Here is a 20,638-nt window from a genome sequence, read left to right as displayed (position 1 = left end):
AGTATGGATGTCAACTTTAAATTTGCAAAATCCTGTGGGTGGTAAAGATTTTTAGAATTACAACTTGGCTTGGTCTATTGCTTTGTATAATTTCCAATCTCCGTCAATTTTCTTCCAAATGTTAATGTATTTTGCCGAATTTTTTTTGCTCGTTTTTGTCGTAGAAGTGAAAATACCTACTTCAAATGCCGTAGTTTCAGATAGTAGTTCAACCGCAGTTGGGGTGCTTTCTATATCAATGCCTGTGAGTGCTACTTTTTCATAAAAGGGTTTTAAAGCAGCCTTTCCAACTACTTCTGTTCCGTTTGGTAGAAATAAAATAGCATCGTTGGCGAGCATTTCTAACACATAATTTGGGTCGCCGTTTTTTAGTGTTGTTCTTACTCTTTTATACTTTTTGATAATGATTTGTTTCAAATCATCAGCATTTTGGGCTTTACTGTTGAACGAAAACAAAAAAACACTCAAAGATATTATTGATAAAAATAAAGATTTCATAGTTGTCAAATTTTAATTAAATGAACTTCTGTACTGAATTGGTGTCAGATTAGTTTTGCTTTTGAAAAGCTTGTTAAATGATTGTGGATGCTCAAAACCTAAACTGTAAGCTATTTCGTTCACCGTTAAATCGGTAGTTGATAGTTTTTCTTTTGCTGAATCTATTAATTTGTCGTGTATAAACTGCTTGGTGCTTTGCCCTGTGAGTAGTTGTAACAAACGGCTTAGGTAGTTTGCCGAAATGTTTAAATTATCTGCTATAAATTGAACCGTTGGGATACCTTTGTCCGCTAAATCATCTTGATTGAAATAGCTTGTGAGTAAAGCTTCCAGCTGGTTAAGGATTTTATGGTTGGCAATTTTTCGGGTAATGAATTGTCGTTGATAAAAGCGTTCAGAGTAGGTTAGCAATAATTCAATTTGGGCTACAATTACGTCTTGACTAAAATTATCAATATTGGCGTGGTATTCTTGTGCAATTTTTTCAATAATATCGGTCACCAAAATTTCTTCTTTTTCAGAAAGATGCAATGCTTCAGATACTTTATAGCTAAAATATTCGTACTGTTTTATCTTTTTTGCAAGTGCTGTATTCCACAAAAAATCGGGGTGGATTAATAACAACCAACCTGTATGATTAAATTCCTCAACTGATGAAGCCTGTATAGTCAAGACTTGTTTTGGCGACATAAAGTGCATTACACCTTCATCAAAGTCAAAATCTTGTTGCCCATATTTCATTTTTGCAGTAAAATTCTTCTTCAATGCAATCGAATAAAAATTATGAATGATACTACTTGGGCAATTGTTCGGTTGGCGTTTTATTTCCTCAAATTTTATTACACTAATCAAAGGGTGTTCGGGCTTTGGCAACTCCATATACCGATGATATTCGGCGATGGTTTTAATCAGATTCGGTGTTTGTAAATTCATAAAACAAAGGTAAATTTATAAGCCGAACAATACTTTTAATCCGTCTTTTAAACCTATTGGTTTCCTGCCCAATTGATTTTCAAGGTCGCTGTAAATATCGGCTTCTTGATTATGCTTGATGTCAGTAATAAAATCTACAATTTTCTGAATTACTGGCTCTGGCAAATTTCTTTGTCTCATCATTCCTTCAAATGCCGCAGTTTCAACATTTGTATAGTTAACTTCTTTACCCGAAAGTTCAGTGAGTGCAGTTGCAATATCATAAAACGAGTAAGTTTTATCGCCTGTAAAATTGTAAATCTTATTTCCACGTTCATTTTTCAACAGAACTTTCGCCATTGCCTCACCCATTTCACTCCTTAATGCAAAAGATACTTTGCCATCGCCTGCCGGCAGAAATATACCTCTTTCCAATGCTACTTTACCACCAATAAATTGTGGTATGGCATCCATGTATAAAATATTTCTAAAAAAAGTATATGTCAAGCCACTTGCTATGATGTAATCTTCTGTGTCAAAATGCTCTACCATTAATTTATTTGCCAAAGTGTGTCTGTCATTCAAACATCTACTTGTGTAGGCAATGTGTTTTACCTCTGCTTTTTGGGCTGTATCTATTACATTTTTATGCTCTTGCATTCGGTCGCCTTGGTCGCCTGATGAAATGAGTAAAACTGTATCAACCCCTTCCATTGCTTTTTCGAGAGAAAAAATGTCTTCATAACTGCCCAAATGGGCATTAAATCCTTTTGATTCAAATTCAAGTCGCTTTTCTTCGTTTCGAGTAATAATTGAAACCTGATTGGATGAAATTTTTGTCAATAATGTTTTGATAACCGCACTGCCAAGGTGTCCTGTTGCTCCTGTAACCAATATTTTGTTCATTGTGTCTATTAATTTTATATTGCAAAGTTCAACACTGGCTTTTCTTAAAAATACACCGAATCTGACTTTGATGTAGCTAAATCTGACATTCTCAATTAAAACTTGCCCTAAACTCCAATGGACTCATGTTTACTTTATTTTTAAAGAGTTTTGAAAACGATTGCGGATACTCAAAACCCAATTGGTAGGCTATTTCGCTGACCGTCAAATTGGTGGTGGTAAGTATTTCTTTTGATTTTTCGATGAGTTTATTGTGAATGTGTTGCTGGGTATTTTGTCCTGTTAGACTTCGCAGCATATCACTCAAATAGGAAGAAGATACATTCAGTTCGGTGGATAGATTCTCGACCGTCGGTAATACCAAGTTTGTATTATCACTAAAATGTTTGTCCAAAATATATTCAAAATTTGTGAGCAAATCGTTGGTAGCCATTTTTCGGGTAATGAATTGACGGTTGTAAAAACGATTACAATAACTCAACAGCAATTCGAGGCTGGAAACAATTACATCCTGACTAAAAGTATCTAATCTCGAATTGATTTCATTTTGAATGTTTTGTACAATTGCCTCAATGGTTTTTTCTTCTTCGGCCGAAAGATGCAAGGCTTCGTTGACGGCATACGAAAAAAAGCCATAGTTTTTTATTGATTTTGCCAATGGATATTGCCTAATCAAATCAGCATGGAAGATTAATGACCAGCCGTCGGAGTTTCTGTTTTCATCGCTTTCTACACTTATTATTTGATTGGGTGCAATAAACGACATACTTCCATCATCAAAATCATAGTTATTTTTGCCATATTTCAACTTTCCCTTAAAGCTTCTTTTGATTGAAATATTGTAGAAATCTAAAAGTAACCTTTGGTTATTTTCTTGATTGGGTGTTTCAGAATGGTCAATAATAGTAAGCAATGGGTTTAATGGACTTGGCAAACTCATGTAAATATGCAGCTCTTTTATCGAAGTTATTTTGGTGATATTTTGCTCTGAATGTTTCATAATCTAAAAGAAGTAGGCAGTTATGTTTTCCTGCCTACTTTAATGTTGGTGAATTTAAGCATTCTGAAAATCAACTCCTGCACTTCTGTCCATGGTCATTATTTCCAACACATTGGCAGGATATTCAACAGGTAATTTCGACACCTCGTTCAATTGGTTTAATTCGTCAGCCGTAAATATAACATCGACTGATTTTAAATTGTCTTGTAGTTGATGTATTTTGGTTGCACCAATGATAATACTACTCACCACAGGCTGATGCAATAGCCAAGCCAATGCCAACTGAGAGATTGAAACCTGTTTTTGTGCCGCCATGGGTGTAAGCACATCCAAAACATCGTAGGCTCGTTCTTCATGAAAAGGCGGGAATGGAAAACTATTTAATCGACCTTCTTCTTTTTGTCCGTTTCGTTTGTATTTGCCTGTTAGCAAACCGCCGCTCAAAGGACTCCAAACCATCATTCCTACTTTTTGGTCTTGCAGCAAAGGCACAATTTCTCGTTCGGCATCTCTTACATCCAACGAATAATTGGCTTGTAAAGAAGCAAACCTATCCATATGGTTGTATTGCGAATACGCCAAGCCTTTCATTAATTGCCAAGCCGAAATATTACTTGCTCCAAAATACCTGATTTTGCCACTTCGTACTAAATCGTCTAAGGTTCTGATGGTTTCTTCGATGGGCGTCAGTGGGTCGGCGGTATGAATTTGGTACAAGTCGATATAATGCGTATTGAGTCTTTTTAAACTCCCTTCTACTTGCTGGATAATGTGCTTTTTTGAAAGCCCCAAATCATTTTGTCCTTTGCCCATAGAGCCCCTAACTTTGGTAGCCAAAACTAAGTCGTCACGGTTGATAGAAAGATTTTTGATGGCTTGTCCAATCATAACTTCTGAAAGTCCTTCAGAATAAATGTTGGCGGTGTCTATAAAATTTACTCCCGCATCAGTTACTGTTCTAACTTGTTCATCAACCGCTTTTTGGTCGAGGTTGCCCATGTAGCCAAAAAAACCTTTTCCGCCATAATTCATTGTGCCTAAACATAGCGTAGAGACTTTCAACCCTGTATTTCCTAAAACTTTGTACTTCATCATTTTTTATTTATTTGTGAAGCACAAAGGTCAGAAGTTAAAATGTTTTGGATGTGTCCAAAATGCAGTTATTTGTGTTCAAAATGAGGTAACTCAATTTAGAGCATCGTACTATTTAACGAACAGAGATTGGCGAAGGTGGGGAAATAGAACGCTAACTGCCCTACTTTTATCAGCCCATATTTATTACCGTATTATTTGGGTGTATATCATTTGATAGGCATAATATTAGTAAATATCATTGTTTTTGCTGTGAAATAGAAAAAGCGATTAATTGAAGAAACAGTAAAATTTAAAAGTCCACTCTCGAATTGCGTCAAGAATTGGTAAAGTATTATCTCAAGCTATACATGCTATACATGGGAAGCTAATTCCATGCAACTGCACGGCATTAGATGTTAGCCAATAATTAATTTCCCTTGTAGTGCCTTTACGAGTGAAAAAACGGCGACCAACCCATATAAAATGGCAATAATTACAGTAAATGTGATATTTCTAAAAACATAATAAGATAGAATGGGTAAAACCTGCAAAGCGTGCATACCGATAAAATGAGCAATGCGTGGGTCGCCGTATTGGGTACTCCAATTCAAAATCGGAATTCCTTCGCCCCCATCCTGCCCACCGATTGTATGTGTCATTCTGCTCCCCATCACGAAACCTTCAAAAGCAAAAACCACAAATAAGAAAATTCCCAGTCGAATACTCCATACATAATGTAAAGGCAAGTTAGGAAAATCATTTTTGAAAAACAAGATACCAATATATGCCGTGGCAAGTGTGGCTATGGTGGCAGCCAATGCCATCATTGAATACATAAATGAATAAAAACTGGTGCTTACATTAAAGTGTGACAACATTCCTCGGCTGGCTTGCCAAGCAATATAGATGATTTCAAAACCCAAAGTGATGATGATTACCCAATTGAAAATTCTTGCATTGAAGTTTGGTAAATACCCGATAAACCAAGCCATTGCCCAAGCGTAGAGCGTGGTCGATGCGGCAAATTTGAATGGTTTATACCACGCATTTACATTATATACCTGTGTGGTAGTAAAACGTGTTAAAATCAGAAATATAATGGCCAAAACAAAACATAGTAAACCAAAATAAAAGAGAGATTCGTTGCGATATTTGAGAGTTTCGAGGAAATATTTCATAGTTATTTTAAATTTTATTGCTTTCTGCCAATTTCTTCAAACCCTCCACTCCTCTTTGGTGAGCTTCTACGATTTGTTTGGGCTTGAAAATTTTCCCCATTTTACACTTAAATCCATGTTGAGTTTCTTGGGTAATTATTTTACAGCCAGTTGCCATTGGAACAATGAGCCAAACATGGTAAGTATCCACGCCCTTGGTTTTTACGGTATAAGCAAGCCTTTTGTTAGGTTCGTATTGTTTTACTTCCGAAGCTACATTCATTTTTAGGCTTCGCCAATTAAACTTTGTCTTTGCTTCCAATTTTTCGGCATTTATCGTTTCCACATCGCCCGCACCGTTATACCAGTTTTTCCAGTCTTTTGTGCTGATTAATATCGCCCAAACTTTCTCGGGCGAAGCATTTATTTCGATTTCGTTATGCACAAAAATTGGGCTTTCGGATGGCTCAAAATACGTTGGCCAATTCATTTTTGCTTGAGTAACATACTTACGCCAATCTTGGCGTTGTGCGTAGGTTTTATTCAAAAAAAATACTAATATTATGCTGATTATCAAACAATTAATCTTTTTCATTTTACGTTTGTTTTAAATAATTTCGACTGTTTCATTAAAAATATCGGTTTCACTCTGATACACAAAAACCTCTAAAACTGCTTTTGTCTTGCACGAGTGTATAAGGAATACATCTACAAAAATTGGCTCATTCATAAAGAAAGGAACTTCCGATTGCGTTTGTATCGGGCAAATTTTAAATTTCCTTTTTGACCAAAAACTTTCAATAGCAATAGCGTAGATTTTATCTAAAATTGTAGCAAAACAATCGCCGTAACTCAACACTTCTACGGTAAACTCAAAATCATCAACATGAGTGAGTGAAATGTCTAAGTTTTGGTTCAAAAAAGATTGTTCGATAAGCTCTTGATTAAAGAAAAAACGCTTATCTAAATTATCTAAGCTATATTTATTGCTCGTGGTCAAGGCGTTTATTTTCTTTGACTTGCTAAATTTTTCTTGATTTTCATCATAATAAAATCGGGTGTAAAACGTGGTAGGTTAGAGATAAACCAATTGTTGAAACCCACTAATTTTTTACCTTTTCCATCTAATAAAAGGTCAACTCCTGATTCTGCTACCACGCTCGCTGGCATGGGTTTATTGGCTTTGTAAGCATTTGTTGTAAGCATCGAATCGGTGTTGAAAGGTGTGTCAATTGGTCCAGGGCAAAGTGTTGTAACTGTTACACCCGTTCCTTCTAATTCGGCCGCCAGTGTTTCAGAAAATGCCAAAACAAATGCTTTCGTTGCTGAATAAACTGAGTAATATGGAAACGGTAAGAAGGCCAGCAACGATGCCACATTCATAATTTTACCCGACTTAAGAATGAGCATATCTTGGGCAAAAAGCTTGGTCAAAGCCACCAACGAAGAGATATTCAACTCAATCATATCAAGTTCGGCATCTAATGAGGTTTCGGTAAAATTGCCATAAAGACCTACACCAGCATTATTGATGAGCATATCGACCTTACTATTTTCTCGCTTCACATCATTATAAAGTGAAATCGCATTGGCAGAATTTGATAAATCTTTGGCGAAGATTTTCACAGTTACACCTTCTTGGTCTTGAAGGTGCTTTTGTATCTCTTGGAGTTTCTCAGCACTTCGAGCAACCAATATAAGATTAAATTTTTTGGCGGCTAATTGCTTCGCCATTTCAAGCCCAATGCCCGTTGAAGCACCAGTTATCAATACGGTTTGATTCATTTTTTTATGTTTTTGTTTATTTATATCTTGTCCAAATTTCACTTCTTCCAAAGAGCGAAATACCCATAAAGCCCCTCACATCAAGCTGATTGGCATTTTTTAGTGTCATTTTGCACGAATAAGTTTTGCCTTCTCGTGGGTCATAGATGGTGCCATTTTCCCAAGTATCATCCATATCAAATTCAAAATCTTTGAGCAGCACCAGCCCCAACAAATCTCGGTTACGAAGTTTTGGGTCGGGATTTTTGGTGTCTTTCGCCACAATGCCTTTATCGACTTCCGTTCCCCAAACTACTTTCCCGAAATACTTGTTGCCTTGCTTGTAAATCAGAAATCTTGAATCCTTTTTGGCTGAAAGCCATTCGCCTAAAATAGCATCAGCCTTTGTCTGTGAAAATGCAGTCAGAGTGCCGATAAACATCAACGAAAGCATCATAATTGTTTGTTTAGTCTTCATCTTTTTCAATTTTAGGAGGAATAATTTTATACATAACTGGGGTAACGATTCGGGAAAGAATGGTCGAGCTCAAAAGTCCGCCGATAAGAACCAAAGCCAAAGGCGAAATTTGGGGATTGGGGTTGAGTGCCAGCGGAATTAAGCCACCGATTGCGGTTAGCGAAGTGAGTACGACTGGTAAGAATCTAATTTCGCCCGCTTGCTCAATGGCTTTGTTGAGTTCCATGCCTTCGGCTCGGAGTTGGTTAGTGAAATCTACTAACAAAATAGAGTTTTTTACTTCAATACCAGCCAATCCGATAAAACCAATGATAGCAATAAACGACATCGGATTGCCCGTAAGCCAAAGCATCGTTACGCCCCCAACCACGCCCAGCGGAATCACCGAAAGCACGATGAGCGTACCTTTGAAGTTTTTGAACTGTAAAATCAGTACGGCAATAAATAAAAACACCGTGAGCAAAATGACCGTAATGAAACCACCACCAAAAGCATCACCTTCGCTTTCGGCTTCTCCCGAAAGTTTGTAAAAATATCCTTTTGGCATTTTGATTTTATCAAGTTTCGGTACAATTTCTTTCAAAACTGTGTTGGCCAAAACATTCTTTTTGGTCGATGACGTAATCTTGATAAAACGATTTTTATTAAAATGATTGACGGTTGTAGAAGATGTCTCGAAACTCACCTCGGCAATTTGGTTGAGCGGAATCGGTACTCCAACGGCATTATTGACAAACAGGTTATTGAATACATCAAGTGTGGCAAATTTTTCTCTGGGGGCATCAATAATTACCTTAAAATCATCGCCATCATCGTTAGAATAATTTCCGAGTTGCAAGCCTGCCACCACCAGCCTTACGGTTTTATCAATATCGGCTGTCAACACGCCCAATGTGCGGGCTTTTTCACGGTTGATATTTACTTTTATGTCGGTTTTTAGTACATTTAGGTCATTATTTACATAGATTGTTCCCGCATTCGCCTTCACAATTTGCTCAACTTCGTAAGATAATTTCCGTAGCGTATCCAGATTATCACCAAAAACTCTAATCGAAATCGGTGCTTCTATGGGTGGGCCTTGTTCAAAATCATTGACTTCAACTTTGGCATAAGGAAAGCTGGCGAATTGTTGACGTAACTCATTAATCAGTATTTTTTTCTCGGTTGGTTTGGCGTGGCTGTCCAGTTGCACAAACACCTGCGAAAAATCATTTTTCTCTTGTTGTTGCGGTACGTTGTAATAGATAGGCGGATTTCCCTTTCCGATATTACTCGTGAAATAAACAATCGCTTTATTTTGCTTCAAACTATCTTCTACCATCTTCGTAATTCGATTGTTTTCTTGCAAACTGGTTTGCAGCGGCAATCGAATATTGATTAGAAAAATAGGTTTTTCGGATGTTGGAAAAAGTTTAAAACCAATGACAGGAAAAAGCGTTGCCGACGCTCCGAATAAGCCAAAAGCAACTAAAAGCGTAATGATTGGGCGTTTTAGAGCAAAAGTCATGAGTTTTGAATAACTACTGCTAATGCCTTTTTTGAGTAATCTTAAAAAAATATTCCCTTCGGCGTTGGCATGGTTTTTCAGTAAACGGCTCGCCAAAAACGGCACAACCGTCAGCGAAACCACCAACGAGGCCAACACACTCGTAATAACTGCCATCGGCAAACCACGAATAAATTCACCTGGCCCACCAGGCAAGAAAATCATCGGCAGGAATGAAATAGCCAATGTTGCCGTACAACCAATTACGGCCAAACTTATTTGTTTAGTAGCTTTTATGGCTGCTTCTTTGGGGCTATATCCATCTCGTAGCCATCGTTCGATATTTTCAACGACCACAATACTATCATCTACCAACAAACCCAAAGCCACCACCAAACCAACAATACTAAGCTGATTGAGCGAAAAACCGAAAGCGTTTAGCCCGACCAAACCCAAGGCAACCGAGAGCGGAATGGCAATCATCACGATTATTGAAGCCCGAAAACCGAGCGGCAGAAGCGTGACAAGAACCAGCAAAATAGCAATCAGAAAATCAATTTCTAAACCCGAAAGGCGTTGAGCCACGTTATCGGCTTGGTCGAAATTTTTGATTAATTTTATGTTTTCGGGCAAATTTTTCTCGTATTCTGCCACAATTGGCAAATAATTGTTCTGCGTAGTACTAATATTGGCTCCTACTTTTTGTGCCGCAGAAACCAATACACATCGGTGGCCATTGATACGAGTAATGTGTTTTTCTTCTTCGTTTTTGAAGCCAATTGTGGCAATATCTTTCAAGAAAATAATCTTACCATTTCCGTTGAAAATAACCGTATTGGCAATGTCTTCAATGTTTTTAAATTTCCCACTGGTTTTTACGTTGAAAGTTTTCGTACCAGCAGTAACACTCCCCCCTGGAATATTGATAGCCTCGCTTTGTAAACTTCCGATAACGAGGTTTAACGGTATTTTCAACTCGGCCAGTTTATCAATTCGCACATCAATTCTCACAACTTCTTCGGGAACACCCGCCACTTTTACTTTTTTCAAGGAAGATACTTTTTCGAGTTGGTCTTTCAGATTTTCTGCGTGATATTTTAAAGTTTTGAAAGAAGCATTTTCAGAAACCAAAGCTATTTGCACAATATTTACATCAGAAGGGTCCACTTTATTGACTTCGATGCTGTAAATATCCGATGGCAGTTCACTACGAAGGGCGTTTACTTCTCGCACAACTTCTTGGTATTTGTTATCTACATTTAAGCCATATTTAAACTCTGCTTTTATCACACAAAAACCATCTTGGATTTCGGTCGTGATTTTATCAATGTTTTCTAATTCATAGATTTCGTTTTCAATCGGTTTTACGACCAACTCTTCCAAATCTTTTGGACTTGTCCCTGGGTAAATCACAATAATTGGATACGTAGGTGGGTTGATTTGGGGGTCTTCGGCACGGGGCATTGTGAGCAACGTAACCACGCCAACAACTGCAATCATCAGAAACATTACCAATGTAAACTGATAATTTTTTACAGAAAAATTTGTCAAGTTCATTGCTTTTATTTAATAATGTTGATGGTTGATTTTTCGTTGAGAAAGGCACTGTTTGAAACTATAATCTCAGAAATATTTTCTAATCCGCTTTTCACGATAACTGCTTGATTATTGAAACTTTCGATAATAATTGGCACTTTTTTAACTTTTTTGCTCGAAACTGGTGTAAAAACGAAGGCATTATTCCCGTCAGCCTCGATTACTGCTTCGTAAGGAATTGAGAGTAATTTGGTACTTTTGCCAATGTCAATGGTGGCTTTTCCAAACATTCCGAGGGCGGGTTTTAGGTTTCCAAGCATCGGTTTTACTTCGACTTGAAACGTGCCACTATTTTGTTCGGCAGCTTGCGATTTTCGGAACACAAAACCACGAAAAACTTTATTAGGAAAAGCATCTAACACTACACTACACTTATTCCCAACTTGAATGGCCGCCCATTCTTTGTCTGTTACGCCCAATTTGAGTACCCAACCTGCATCGCCACTTGTTTCGTTAATGGCCAAAACTGGCATTCCACCGCCAATTACTTCACCTTCGCTGACAATCTTTTTAGTTACAAAACCATCGGCATTGGCATAAATACTGGTGTATTTTTTATTGAAATTGATGCCCTCAATGGTTTTTTCGGCAATATCTAAGCCTGTTTTGGCATTTTGCAATTGCTCCAAAGTTGCTACGCTATCTTTATACAAAATGGTGGCTCTTGTGTAATCTCGTTTAGCTTTTTCATAACCCAGATTGGCTTGCGAAAGTTGGCTTTCGATTTCGGTAATTTTGAGCGTTGCCAACAACTGCCCTTTTCTGAAAAACTGGCTTTCGTTGACATAAATTTTCTCTACAATTCCGCCAATTTTGAAAGCATATTTTGCTTCATTTACCGTTGAAAGAAGCCCCGTTGCGGTTACTTGCGAAAGTGCATTTATTGCGGAGATATTGGCAGTTTTCACCGCAATTGTTTCTTCGGTAAGTAGATTTGCAGCTGTCTTTTCGTTTTTCTTTCCACAAGAAAAAACCACCGTTAGTATGATTATTGATGCTATATTTTTCATTTTTATGTATTATTTAATGGTAAAACTTGCATTAGCTCGTTCGATTTCGGTTTGTTTTATCCAAGTATCAAACAATGAAATGTTGGTCTGTAATTGTGCCGAAATCAGCTGGTTTTGAGCGTCCAAGAGTTCAATCAGAAGTACTGTTCCTTCTTTATAAAGCCGTAGCATATCACGATAATTATCTTCCGAAGTTTTTGCCTGAGAAAGTGCCGTTTGATAATTAGTTATTGCCATCGAAAAAGCATTTATAGCCAATTTTACCTGCAATGCCAGTTGTTGTTCTACATAATTTGTCTGTGCTTCGAGTGCTTTGCCGTCGGCAAGTGCCTGACTTACTTTTGCCTTGTTTTTATCGCCCGAAAAAATGTTCCATTCGAGCGAGAGTCCTAAGAAATAGTACGGTGTTTTGTTGTTTACCTTGAAATTAAAACCCTGCGAACCCAAGTCAAGGAATGAATTAAGTTTGGGCATTTTGGCACTTTTTGCCAGACTCAGCAGGCTTTCATAGATAGCTTTGGCAGTATTGAGTTTTTGTAATTCTTCACGGTTAGTCAATGAAGCCTCAACATTTAGATTTTGTATCGGGATAGCTTCAATTTTATCTACCAAAACTTCAGTATCGAGTGGACGATTCAGCAGGAAATTGAGGTATGCCTTGGCATTATTTTGCTTTTGCTTCGCATTTTTTATCTGAGAAGTCATTTTCAGAACCTCATTATTGCTTCTCGATAAAGCCGTCCGATTTACTTTCTGATTATTGAACAAGGAATTGTTTACCCTTTCGTTTTCGTTGACCAACACGAGAGCATTTTCGTAAATTTTAATGGCTTCGGTCGCTTGTAAATATTGATAATAAGCCACTTTTATATCCTTCACGAGTTCACGCTTGAAAACATCAATTTCAATTTTCTGCAAATCGTACTGCTGACTTTTGAGCTTTTTGTTGAGAGCAATTTCAGCATTGATGATAGGATAAGTTGTGCGAACCTTGAGGTCATAAAAGTTATTGGGGTTTAATAAAATTGATTGGTTTTGAAGGCTTGGAAAATCGTTTGTTCCTGTCATTTTATTGAGTGTTCCATAAACGGGATTGAGCAAATCGCCAACGGGAAAATCAACGGTTCGGCCACCTCCTGCCAATGTGTAAGTTGTGTTAAGATTTACAGCTGGCAGAAACAAGGCTTTTGCTTCTTGAAGTGCATAGAGATTTTTTTCGAGAATAAACTGTTGCTTTTTGATGCTCTCATTGCTTGCCAAACCTTGAGTAATATATTTTTCAAGATGATTTTGGGCATCTACTTTCCGATGAAAAAGTAATAAGAAAGCAAATATAGAAATGCGTAAAAAACGATTCATTGAATTTTGTTTTAAATTTGAACAATGTTCATTATTGAGCAAAAAAATATTAAACTCTATCCATTATTTTCAAAAACTCTTCATAAGCCGCCACAACGATTGTTTCGGGCTGCTGAATATTAACACCGAGTGAGCGTTTACTGATTTCTAAACTCACCATGCCATGCACCATACTCCAAATCATAAAGGCTGTTGGCTCTAAGTTGTGTCCTTTGAAATGACCATCGGTCATGCACTGCTCAACCGTGGTGCGAAGCACACCAAAAGTACCTTTTCCTTCACTCCATTCTTCTTTTTTTGCATCATTCAAAAACTCCATTGGGGCTTTCAAGTTAAACATAAGGTCGTACATATCAGGGTTTTGCAATGCAAAATTGATATAAACTCTACCCATTGCTCGCAAACGCTCCATTGGGTCTGATACATGAAATAAGACCTTAAATTCGCCACCTAATTGCGTAAAACCTTGCGTGTGCAAGGCATGAAAAATGGCATTTTTGTCTTTGAAATACACATAGACTGTACCTACGCTGTAATCAATCGCATCGGCAATATTCCGAATGGTTGTTTGTTCGATTCCTTTTTCAACAAAGAGTTTTTTTGCTCCACTCAAAATAAGTGCTTTCAAATCTTCTTTCTCTCTTGCTTTTCTATCTGAAATTGCCATTGATTTAAAATTACCGTATAAATAAAATGAACATTGTTCATTTTTGCAAATTTTGTTAAAATTTTATTTTTACTCAGCTAAACAAGTAATGTTTCATACTGATTGAACAGACTTCATTTAGCATCAATAATGCTTGAAATTATTAAAAAGATGAATAAAAGCAAAAGGATAAATTGATATAATAATGAAGCAGCATTGAGAAATAGTTTGGTTTTTTTAGAAAAATTTTATAAATAATCATCTAAATGAGTTTAGAAATTCATTATAATTTAAGAAGAACTATACTTAAAATTTGTTTTTAAACATTAATTCGGGAAAAATTGGTAACTCATAGGGAATAACTGGTACGATGTGAAATTTTAAGTAGCAATACATTTGTTTTCTGAATATGTTGAGTAAAATAGTTTTTTATTGATACATTAAAGCAATGGCAGAAATAACCAAAGTAAAAGCAAGCATTGGCAGAGATAGATACCAAACGGTGATTCAAACAGATAAGCATGAATTAATTGGCGATGAGCCAATTGAAAATAACGGAACGGATTTAGGGCCAGACCCCTATGAGTTTATCTTGGCGGGTTTGGCTACTTGTACGGCCGCCACCTTGCGAATGTATGCCGATAGAAAAGGATGGGATTTAGAGCAATTGGAAATTGAACTTTCGCTGCAAGTTGAAAGAGTTGGCGTTAGTCAATCGACAAATATTTTGCGTGAACTTCATTTTGTGGGAAATTTAGACGATGAGCAAAAAGCTATGTTGCTCAATATTGCCGAAAAATGTCCCGTTCATAAGTTACTGACAAATCAAGTAATCATTACTACCAAACAAATTTGAGCGATGATATATGCTTACCAAGAAAACGCACTTGATAGTGCCTTATCGCTTAGAATTAACGAGCCTACGTTCGATAAATACTTTTTCAAAAACCGCAACGAAAGACTACTTACCATTGCATGGAACAGAGGAGAGGAACAAACTGCATGGATTGACGAAGTGGAATATCATTTTCCAAAAAATTCGATTTTAGCACTAATGGTCAATCAATCATTTAGATTTGAACGACCCGAAGACTTAGTTTCATGGCAATTTAATCGTGAGTTTTATTGCATTGTTGACCACGACCGAGAGGTGTCGTGCGTAGGTTTTTTGTTTTATGGTATGCGAGATTTATTGTTCATCAGTTTAGATGAAAAAAATGTCACTCGTTTAGATTTATTAGTAAAAGTCTTTGCCGATGAATTTGAAACTCACGACAATATTCAAGGCGAAATGCTCAGAATGATGCTCAAGAGGTTAATCATTATTATTACCCGTTTAGCAAAAGAGCAGTCGCTTACGCCACCGATGAAAGAATCAGATTTCGATATTGTCCGTAAATTCAATTTATCGGTAGAAAATCATTACAAAACCAAACATCAAGTACAAGATTATGCAGATTTATTGAACAAATCGCCCAAAACGCTTTCTAATCTTTTTTTGATTTACAATCAGAAAAGCCCACTTCAAATCATTCACGAACGAATCTCGCTCGAAGCCAAACGTCTGATGATTTACACCGATAAAAGCACCAAAGAAATTGCCTACGAATTGGGCTTTGAAGAAGTGGCTCACTTTAGCCGATTTTTCAAGAAAATCATTGGGCAAAACCCGACCGATTTCAAAACAGAAATGAGAAGGCACTAAAATAATCTCAAAATTAAATTATTAGTAAAATCCCAGTTGCCAAACTGGGATTTTTTTTTGCTAAAATCTCAAACGGGAAAAATTGATAACACAGAGGGAAAAACTGGTTCGTAGTACCTGCTTATTATGTATGACCTTTGTAACATCAAAACGAAATAAACAATCAATTAACAATTTAAAAAACATAACAATGAAAACAATTGCAGTACCAACCAGAGACCAAGTGTCAGAAAACAACCAAGCTATATTTGATAACCTTCAAAAAGGTTTAGGTTTTGTACCCAATTTATATGCCACTTTTGGCTATTCAAAAAATGGACTTGGCACTTACTTAAACTTACAAAATGCCGCCAGTTCTATCAGCAAAAAAGAACGTGAAGTAGTGAATTTAGTAGTGAGCCAAGTAAACGACTGCCGTTATTGTCAATCAGCCCACACTGTATTAGGTAAAATGAATGGCTTTACCGATGAACAAATTCTTGAAATTCGTAAGGGAGAAGCTTCTTTCGATGCAAAATTAAATGCTTTGGCTGTTTTTGTGAAAGACACAACCGAAAACCGTGGACGTGCGTCGGCAGAAAGTGTAGAAAATTTCTTTGCGGCGGGCTACACCAACGAAAACTTGGTAGATGTTCTGATGGTAATCGGCGATAAAATTATTTCAAATTACTTACACGCCATCACCCAAATTCCAATTGATTTTCCTGTTGCTCCAGTTTTGGAGGAAGTTTACGCATAAAAAAATGTTTTTCAGTAATAAACGCCATTTTGTAGAAATTTTCTACAAAATGGCGTTTTAGTTTGTACAAATCAAGGAGTGGTTAATTGCTTCTAAAGCACTTTAACCAACCTAATATCCACCTCCCAATCCACATAACTCCATTCTTCGGTTTTGCGGAGTTGAAATACCAATTCTTCAAAAGCGTCAGCGTGTTCGGGAGCGTATTCAAACCAAGTCAGGAAATCAAATGGTTGGCCAATATCTCGGCAATGGTATAACTGGCGGGCAATGGCTGGCAAATAATGCAAGCCCGTTGCGGTATGTTTCGACTGGCTTTCAAAGATTTTTCGGCGTTCATCTTGTGCCAAATTCCACCAAGCCTCATTTTTTTGTAGTGGAATTAATGCCGCACAGGTAGCCTGCTCTCGTCCAAGTCCTTCTTGAACCGCTAAGAGTTTTTCTTTTTCTGCTTTCTCGGCATACCGAATATTACTTTTCAAGCCTTTCAAAGTCCAAATGCTATCGTTCTGAGTTATTAGCGAACTCGGCACTATTTTTAAGTGCGAAACCATCTCCATTGATTCTCCAATAGCGGTACTCATTTTTGTTACTTGCCATTGACCGCTATCGCCACCAATGAAATCAAAAATATGGTCTGTCATGTTATTTTTCTTTTGATAAAGATACCGAATAAATGCTAAAGTTGTTTGAAACTCGCTGGTTTTAAGAATTGGAAATGAAAAAACAATAAAATTATTTATCGGCAGCCAAAAACTTACAAGAAAAATACGACAGCCGAGCCAACTACGCCCGAATGGAACGCCAAATTTTTTATGAAGGGCTTACCAAATTTGAGGAAAATTTTATCTCAAAAAGAGATAGCTTTTATGTGGCAACTGTTGGCGAAAATGGATTTCCGTATATTCAACATCGGGGAGGTCCAAAAGGATTTTTGAAAGTGCTGGATAAAAATCGCTTGGGTTTTATTGATTTTAGCGGCAATATGCAGTACATTTCCCTTGGCAATTTGGCAACCAATAATAAAGTTGCTCTGTTTTTGGTAGATTATCCCAATAGAAAGCGATTGAAAATCTACGTAAAGGCTGAAATTGCAGAACTAAAAGACAATCCAGTCCTTTTCGAGTCGCTCAATTTGGTAGATTACAAGTTTCGACCAGAACTCATGATGATTTTTTATGTAGAAGCCTAAGACTGGAATTGTCCGCAGCACATTACACCCTGATTCACTACCGAAGAGATTGAGGAGATTTTGCAACTACCATACCAACATATTAAGAATTTGGAAGCCGAAATCGTTGAATTAAAAGCAAAATTGGTAAATAAAAAATGACAGAAAGTAGAGAACTTTGGATTAAAACTGGCTACGAAATTTTTGCTCTTTCAGGGCAAAGTGGACTGAAAATTGAACCACTTGCCAAAAAAGTAGGTAAAAGTAAATCTTCATTTTATCATCACTTTGCCGACCTTGAACTTTTTGTTGAAGAGCTTTTAAAACACCACCTCGAACAATCCTTAGTTATTGCAAACAAGGAAAGAAACGCTACAACTATTAATCCTGACCTAATTGCCATCATTGTTGAGCATAAAACTGATATACTTTTTAACCGACAACTACGCATACACAGAGACCGCAAAATATTTGCAGATATTCTAACCAAATCAAACGAAATAATTGGAAATGGGTTTGTGATAGTTTGGGTTAAGGACTTAGGTCTAAGTCTCTCTCAAAAACAATTGGAAAGTATTTTTGAATTAGCCCTTGAAAATTTTTATCTACAAATAAATGCTGAAAATATTAATCATCAATGGCTTTTTGGCTATTTTACACGCTTAAAGCAAATCATAGAAAATTTTATGTAATCCTCAGTGTACGGTAGCGTCTAAAATTTTTCATTTCATAGATTTAACTTGCAGCGTAAATAAAACGCAAAATCTAAAATGACAAATTCTTTTCATAAGTCTTACCTTAAATTTACGGCATTTGTAGTAGGTTCTTTCGGACCTATTTTCTTTTTGGGTACAATGCTCACAACCTCTGAACCAGCACGGTGGTCGCTGGATTTATTGAGTTGGCCAATTGACGGCCTTCAAAATTATGAAGCCCCTACCACTCGCTTCCTATCTGCACTTACGGGTGGTTTTCTGTTTGGTTGGGGAATTATGATTTGGTGCTTGCAAAAATGGGTTTATGACCTTGCCCCCGAAGGCGTTCGCAAATCGGTGCTTTTTGGGTTATGTGCTTGGTTTTGTTTAGACAGTGCTGGTTCCTACGCTTCGGGAAATGGGTCAAATGTATTGTTTAATGTTATCGTGCTTTTGTTGGCAGTAGGTCCACTTTGGAAATCGGCTAAATAATTTTAAAACTTTAAAATTGATTAAGAATGAACACTTCAAATACTAACCCAACTCTATTAAAGTCGATACTGACCGTACAAACCATTGTTTTGGTTGTTTTTACTGCCTTAGTAATCAATAATGAAGGCTGGACTTTATTCCAAATTTTTATAAATAATATCACCTCCATCGGTTGGAATGGGCAGTTTAATTTAGATTTTAGTTGCTATTTATTACTCTCTGGAATATGGATTTTGTGGCGAAATAAATATTCGCTATCTTCTATTATATTTGCACCAGTAGCCACCATTATCGGAATTATAGCTTTCGCTCCTTATCTGCTCTATTTATTAGCAATTGAAAAAGGTGATATTAGAAAGGTACTTTTGGGCGATAGATAAGAACCATCTGATAAGTATTTGAAGAATTTTATGGACGAAATATTTTCAGTAATTTCTGAATTACTTTACCATAAAACAAATAGGGAAAACTATTGCTTAAAGTCCAAATGATTTATCAGTATTGCTTATATTTCTGCTGAAAAATATTTTTAGAAACAGCCTTCATGAAGCATATTTTCAATCAATACAGTAAAAACGAAACGGTCATTTTGATAAAAAATGAAATTGATTTTCAACGAACAGGAAATCAATCGGATAACCCTACAAAATACTATACCATTGTTTGGAATCGTGGAAATAATCAAAAAGTATTGATTGATAATATAGCTTACGATTTCACCTCAAATACAATTTTGCCAATCATGATGAGCCAAACATTTAAGTTTGAACGTTCGCAAGATTTGGTTATTTGGCAGTTTAACCGAGAATTTTATTGTGTTGTTGACCACGATTCTGAGGTTGGATGTGTAGGTTTTGTATTTTATGGACCTTCACAAACGATGTTTATTAAACTTTACGAAGAGGACATTATCAAAATGCAAAAACTTTTAGAAGTTTTTGAGGACGAATTTGAATCAGAAGAAGACATAAAGGGCGGAATGCTTAGAATGTTGCTCGTTAGGCTTATCATCAATATTACGAGGCTGGCCAAAAAGCAGTATTTAGGTACAGAAGAAGTAAACGAAGAAAAGTTTAATCTAATCCGACAATTTAATATGTTGGTCGAGCGGCATTTTAGAAAAGAACATCAGGTCTCATTCTATGCCAATTTACTCCATAAATCTCCGAAAACGGTTGCCAATACATTTTCGCTTTATAACAAAAAAACACCCTTGCAAACTATCCACGAAAGAATCATCACTGAAGCCAAACGATTATTCTATTTCACCGACAAATCTGTTAAAGAAATTGCTGATGATTTAGGCTTTGAAGATGCCGCTCATTTCAGTAAGTTTTTCAAAAATTATACTTCCATCAACCCTTCTGAGCTTAGAAAAACAAGCCAACAATCAAATTAGGGAAGAATCTACATTTCTTCGGGAACTATCTACATTTACGAGCTGAGGAATAGCGAGTACCTTTGCGTTATCAAAATCAAACAAACACAAATACTCAAAATGAAAAATCTTCTGACTGGCATATTTGCCCTCATTTTATCGTTCAATACTTTTGCTCAAAGTATTTCTTTTACAAACACCAATGGCACTGCTATCAAAGGCTACGACCCTGTGGCGTATTTTACCGAACAAAAAGCAATCGAAGGTAAAAGCGATTTCGCTTACTACTGGAGTGGTAGCAAATGGTTGTTTAGTTCACAAACTAATTTAGACGCTTTCAAAGCAGACCCAGAAAAATTTGCTCCTCAATATGGTGGTTTTTGTGCTTACGGAACGAGCGAAAATCATCTGTCGCCAACTGACCCCAACGCTTGGACGGTAGTCGATGGCAAATTATACCTCAATTATAATAAAAAAGTAAAAGAATTGTGGTCGAAAGATATTCCTACTCGCATCCAAAAAGCCAATGAAAATTGGACTTCACTTAAAACCTCAAACCCCCATTAATTCAG

Annotated in this window: 24 protein-coding genes; 9 read left to right on the top strand and 15 right to left on the bottom strand. The window is 36.7% G+C overall.

Annotated features, from left to right (window positions below; all coding sequences use genetic code 11):
• Positions 1–57: 57 nt before the first annotated feature.
• The 14 genes from IEX65_RS25150 to IEX65_RS25085 form a co-directional block, all read right to left on the bottom strand.
• Complete coding sequence (locus tag IEX65_RS25150; RefSeq protein ID WP_188770637.1) at positions 58–498, bottom strand: nuclear transport factor 2 family protein; 441 nt, start codon at positions 496–498, stop codon at positions 58–60.
• Between the two features lie 12 nt (positions 499–510).
• The gene (locus tag IEX65_RS25145) at positions 511–1,431 is read right to left on the bottom strand and encodes a helix-turn-helix domain-containing protein (protein WP_188770635.1); all 921 of its coding nucleotides are present in this window, start codon (positions 1,429–1,431) and stop codon (positions 511–513) included.
• 15 nt (positions 1,432–1,446) lie between these two features.
• On the bottom strand, positions 1,447–2,316 hold the full coding sequence (locus IEX65_RS25140; protein ID WP_188770633.1) for an SDR family oxidoreductase: 870 nt from the start codon (positions 2,314–2,316) through the stop codon (positions 1,447–1,449).
• A 91-nt stretch (positions 2,317–2,407) separates the two neighbouring features.
• Positions 2,408–3,316 (bottom strand): helix-turn-helix domain-containing protein, encoded by a 909-nt coding sequence (locus tag IEX65_RS25135; protein ID WP_188770630.1) that lies wholly within the window; start codon positions 3,314–3,316, stop codon positions 2,408–2,410.
• Between the two features lie 54 nt (positions 3,317–3,370).
• Positions 3,371–4,411 (bottom strand): aldo/keto reductase, encoded by a 1,041-nt coding sequence (locus tag IEX65_RS25130; RefSeq protein WP_229250894.1) that lies wholly within the window; start codon positions 4,409–4,411, stop codon positions 3,371–3,373.
• A 395-nt stretch (positions 4,412–4,806) separates the two neighbouring features.
• The gene (locus tag IEX65_RS25125) at positions 4,807–5,568 is read right to left on the bottom strand and encodes a hypothetical protein (protein ID WP_188770628.1); all 762 of its coding nucleotides are present in this window, start codon (positions 5,566–5,568) and stop codon (positions 4,807–4,809) included.
• 7 nt (positions 5,569–5,575) lie between these two features.
• Complete coding sequence (locus IEX65_RS25120) at positions 5,576–6,142, bottom strand: SRPBCC family protein (protein ID WP_188770626.1); 567 nt, start codon at positions 6,140–6,142, stop codon at positions 5,576–5,578.
• Positions 6,143–6,154: 12 nt separating this feature from the next.
• Positions 6,155–6,547, bottom strand: a complete 393-nt coding sequence (locus IEX65_RS25115; protein ID WP_188770624.1) for a hypothetical protein — start codon at positions 6,545–6,547, stop codon at positions 6,155–6,157.
• A gap of 5 nt (positions 6,548–6,552) precedes the next feature.
• Positions 6,553–7,332: an SDR family NAD(P)-dependent oxidoreductase gene (locus IEX65_RS25110; RefSeq protein ID WP_188770622.1), complete on the bottom strand. Its 780-nt coding sequence runs from the start codon at positions 7,330–7,332 to the stop codon at positions 6,553–6,555.
• Positions 7,333–7,348: 16 nt separating this feature from the next.
• Positions 7,349–7,789: a DUF2147 domain-containing protein gene (locus IEX65_RS25105; RefSeq protein ID WP_188770620.1), complete on the bottom strand. Its 441-nt coding sequence runs from the start codon at positions 7,787–7,789 to the stop codon at positions 7,349–7,351.
• A complete protein-coding gene (locus tag IEX65_RS25100) occupies positions 7,779–10,832 on the bottom strand; it encodes an efflux RND transporter permease subunit (RefSeq protein WP_188770618.1) in 3,054 nt (1,017 codons plus the stop codon). Before IEX65_RS25100 ends, IEX65_RS25105 begins: the two co-directional genes overlap by 11 nt.
• A gap of 5 nt (positions 10,833–10,837) precedes the next feature.
• Positions 10,838–11,881: an efflux RND transporter periplasmic adaptor subunit gene (locus IEX65_RS25095; protein ID WP_188770617.1), complete on the bottom strand. Its 1,044-nt coding sequence runs from the start codon at positions 11,879–11,881 to the stop codon at positions 10,838–10,840.
• Between the two features lie 9 nt (positions 11,882–11,890).
• On the bottom strand, positions 11,891–13,240 hold the full coding sequence (locus tag IEX65_RS25090) for a TolC family protein (protein WP_188770615.1): 1,350 nt from the start codon (positions 13,238–13,240) through the stop codon (positions 11,891–11,893).
• Between the two features lie 49 nt (positions 13,241–13,289).
• Positions 13,290–13,907 (bottom strand): TetR/AcrR family transcriptional regulator, encoded by a 618-nt coding sequence (locus tag IEX65_RS25085; RefSeq protein WP_188770613.1) that lies wholly within the window; start codon positions 13,905–13,907, stop codon positions 13,290–13,292.
• 427 nt (positions 13,908–14,334) lie between these two features.
• Here IEX65_RS25085 and IEX65_RS25080 point away from each other — a divergent pair, with 427 nt between their 5' ends.
• The 3 genes from IEX65_RS25080 (at position 14,335) to IEX65_RS25070 (ending at position 16,330) form a co-directional block, all read left to right on the top strand.
• A complete protein-coding gene (locus IEX65_RS25080; protein ID WP_188770611.1) occupies positions 14,335–14,742 on the top strand; it encodes an OsmC family protein in 408 nt (135 codons plus the stop codon).
• Positions 14,743–14,745: 3 nt separating this feature from the next.
• Entirely contained in the window at positions 14,746–15,591 is an 846-nt protein-coding gene (locus IEX65_RS25075; RefSeq protein ID WP_188770609.1) for a helix-turn-helix domain-containing protein, read from the top strand.
• A gap of 190 nt (positions 15,592–15,781) precedes the next feature.
• Entirely contained in the window at positions 15,782–16,330 is a 549-nt protein-coding gene (locus IEX65_RS25070) for a carboxymuconolactone decarboxylase family protein (protein WP_188770607.1), read from the top strand.
• 92 nt (positions 16,331–16,422) lie between these two features.
• On the opposite strand, the gene IEX65_RS25065 is transcribed toward IEX65_RS25070, so the two are convergent.
• A complete protein-coding gene (locus tag IEX65_RS25065) occupies positions 16,423–16,974 on the bottom strand; it encodes a chlorite dismutase family protein (RefSeq protein ID WP_188770605.1) in 552 nt (183 codons plus the stop codon).
• 152 nt (positions 16,975–17,126) lie between these two features.
• Between IEX65_RS25065 and IEX65_RS25060 the strand changes: the two genes are divergently transcribed.
• From IEX65_RS25060 to IEX65_RS25035, 6 genes are all read left to right on the top strand, one after another.
• Positions 17,127–17,522, top strand: a complete 396-nt coding sequence (locus tag IEX65_RS25060; RefSeq protein ID WP_229250892.1) for a pyridoxamine 5'-phosphate oxidase family protein — start codon at positions 17,127–17,129, stop codon at positions 17,520–17,522.
• Between the two features lie 137 nt (positions 17,523–17,659).
• The gene (locus IEX65_RS25055; RefSeq protein WP_188770603.1) at positions 17,660–18,193 is read left to right on the top strand and encodes a TetR/AcrR family transcriptional regulator; all 534 of its coding nucleotides are present in this window, start codon (positions 17,660–17,662) and stop codon (positions 18,191–18,193) included.
• Between the two features lie 78 nt (positions 18,194–18,271).
• The gene (locus tag IEX65_RS25050; RefSeq protein ID WP_188770601.1) at positions 18,272–18,688 is read left to right on the top strand and encodes a hypothetical protein; all 417 of its coding nucleotides are present in this window, start codon (positions 18,272–18,274) and stop codon (positions 18,686–18,688) included.
• 26 nt (positions 18,689–18,714) lie between these two features.
• Positions 18,715–19,068, top strand: a complete 354-nt coding sequence (locus tag IEX65_RS25045) for a hypothetical protein (protein WP_188770599.1) — start codon at positions 18,715–18,717, stop codon at positions 19,066–19,068.
• Positions 19,069–19,232: 164 nt separating this feature from the next.
• Positions 19,233–20,087 carry a helix-turn-helix domain-containing protein gene (locus tag IEX65_RS25040; protein WP_188770597.1) on the top strand — a complete coding sequence of 285 codons (855 nt, stop codon included), beginning with the start codon at positions 19,233–19,235 and terminating at the stop codon, positions 20,085–20,087.
• 99 nt (positions 20,088–20,186) lie between these two features.
• Positions 20,187–20,633: a YHS domain-containing (seleno)protein gene (locus IEX65_RS25035; protein WP_188770595.1), complete on the top strand. Its 447-nt coding sequence runs from the start codon at positions 20,187–20,189 to the stop codon at positions 20,631–20,633.
• Positions 20,634–20,638: the final 5 nt, after the last annotated feature.

Source organism: Emticicia aquatilis, assembly GCF_014644295.1.
In the GTDB taxonomy this organism is placed as follows: Bacteria; Bacteroidota; Bacteroidia; order Cytophagales; family Spirosomataceae; genus Emticicia; species Emticicia aquatilis.
This window is presented reverse-complemented; position numbering and strand designations above follow the sequence as displayed.

Coding starts and splice junctions, on each gene's coding strand:
- IEX65_RS25065 (WP_188770605.1), bottom strand. CDS start 16,974: ATGACAGACCATATTTTTGATTTCATTGGTGGCGATAGCGGTCAATGG.
- IEX65_RS25055 (WP_188770603.1), top strand. CDS start 17,660: ATGACAGAAAGTAGAGAACTTTGGATTAAAACTGGCTACGAAATTTTT.
- IEX65_RS25070 (WP_188770607.1), top strand. CDS start 15,782: ATGAAAACAATTGCAGTACCAACCAGAGACCAAGTGTCAGAAAACAAC.
- IEX65_RS25100 (WP_188770618.1), bottom strand. CDS start 10,832: ATGAACTTGACAAATTTTTCTGTAAAAAATTATCAGTTTACATTGGTA.
- IEX65_RS25035 (WP_188770595.1), top strand. CDS start 20,187: ATGAAAAATCTTCTGACTGGCATATTTGCCCTCATTTTATCGTTCAAT.
- IEX65_RS25150 (WP_188770637.1), bottom strand. CDS start 498: ATGAAATCTTTATTTTTATCAATAATATCTTTGAGTGTTTTTTTGTTT.
- IEX65_RS25090 (WP_188770615.1), bottom strand. CDS start 13,240: ATGAATCGTTTTTTACGCATTTCTATATTTGCTTTCTTATTACTTTTT.
- IEX65_RS25110 (WP_188770622.1), bottom strand. CDS start 7,332: ATGAATCAAACCGTATTGATAACTGGTGCTTCAACGGGCATTGGGCTT.
- IEX65_RS25075 (WP_188770609.1), top strand. CDS start 14,746: ATGATATATGCTTACCAAGAAAACGCACTTGATAGTGCCTTATCGCTT.
- IEX65_RS25045 (WP_188770599.1), top strand. CDS start 18,715: ATGAACACTTCAAATACTAACCCAACTCTATTAAAGTCGATACTGACC.
- IEX65_RS25140 (WP_188770633.1), bottom strand. CDS start 2,316: ATGAACAAAATATTGGTTACAGGAGCAACAGGACACCTTGGCAGTGCG.
- IEX65_RS25050 (WP_188770601.1), top strand. CDS start 18,272: ATGACAAATTCTTTTCATAAGTCTTACCTTAAATTTACGGCATTTGTA.
- IEX65_RS25105 (WP_188770620.1), bottom strand. CDS start 7,789: ATGAAGACTAAACAAACAATTATGATGCTTTCGTTGATGTTTATCGGC.
- IEX65_RS25080 (WP_188770611.1), top strand. CDS start 14,335: ATGGCAGAAATAACCAAAGTAAAAGCAAGCATTGGCAGAGATAGATAC.
- IEX65_RS25095 (WP_188770617.1), bottom strand. CDS start 11,881: ATGAAAAATATAGCATCAATAATCATACTAACGGTGGTTTTTTCTTGT.
- IEX65_RS25145 (WP_188770635.1), bottom strand. CDS start 1,431: ATGAATTTACAAACACCGAATCTGATTAAAACCATCGCCGAATATCAT.
- IEX65_RS25085 (WP_188770613.1), bottom strand. CDS start 13,907: ATGGCAATTTCAGATAGAAAAGCAAGAGAGAAAGAAGATTTGAAAGCA.
- IEX65_RS25130 (WP_229250894.1), bottom strand. CDS start 4,411: ATGATGAAGTACAAAGTTTTAGGAAATACAGGGTTGAAAGTCTCTACG.
- IEX65_RS25120 (WP_188770626.1), bottom strand. CDS start 6,142: ATGAAAAAGATTAATTGTTTGATAATCAGCATAATATTAGTATTTTTT.
- IEX65_RS25040 (WP_188770597.1), top strand. CDS start 19,233: ATGAAGCATATTTTCAATCAATACAGTAAAAACGAAACGGTCATTTTG.
- IEX65_RS25060 (WP_229250892.1), top strand. CDS start 17,127: ATGGAACGCCAAATTTTTTATGAAGGGCTTACCAAATTTGAGGAAAAT.
- IEX65_RS25135 (WP_188770630.1), bottom strand. CDS start 3,316: ATGAAACATTCAGAGCAAAATATCACCAAAATAACTTCGATAAAAGAG.
- IEX65_RS25125 (WP_188770628.1), bottom strand. CDS start 5,568: ATGAAATATTTCCTCGAAACTCTCAAATATCGCAACGAATCTCTCTTT.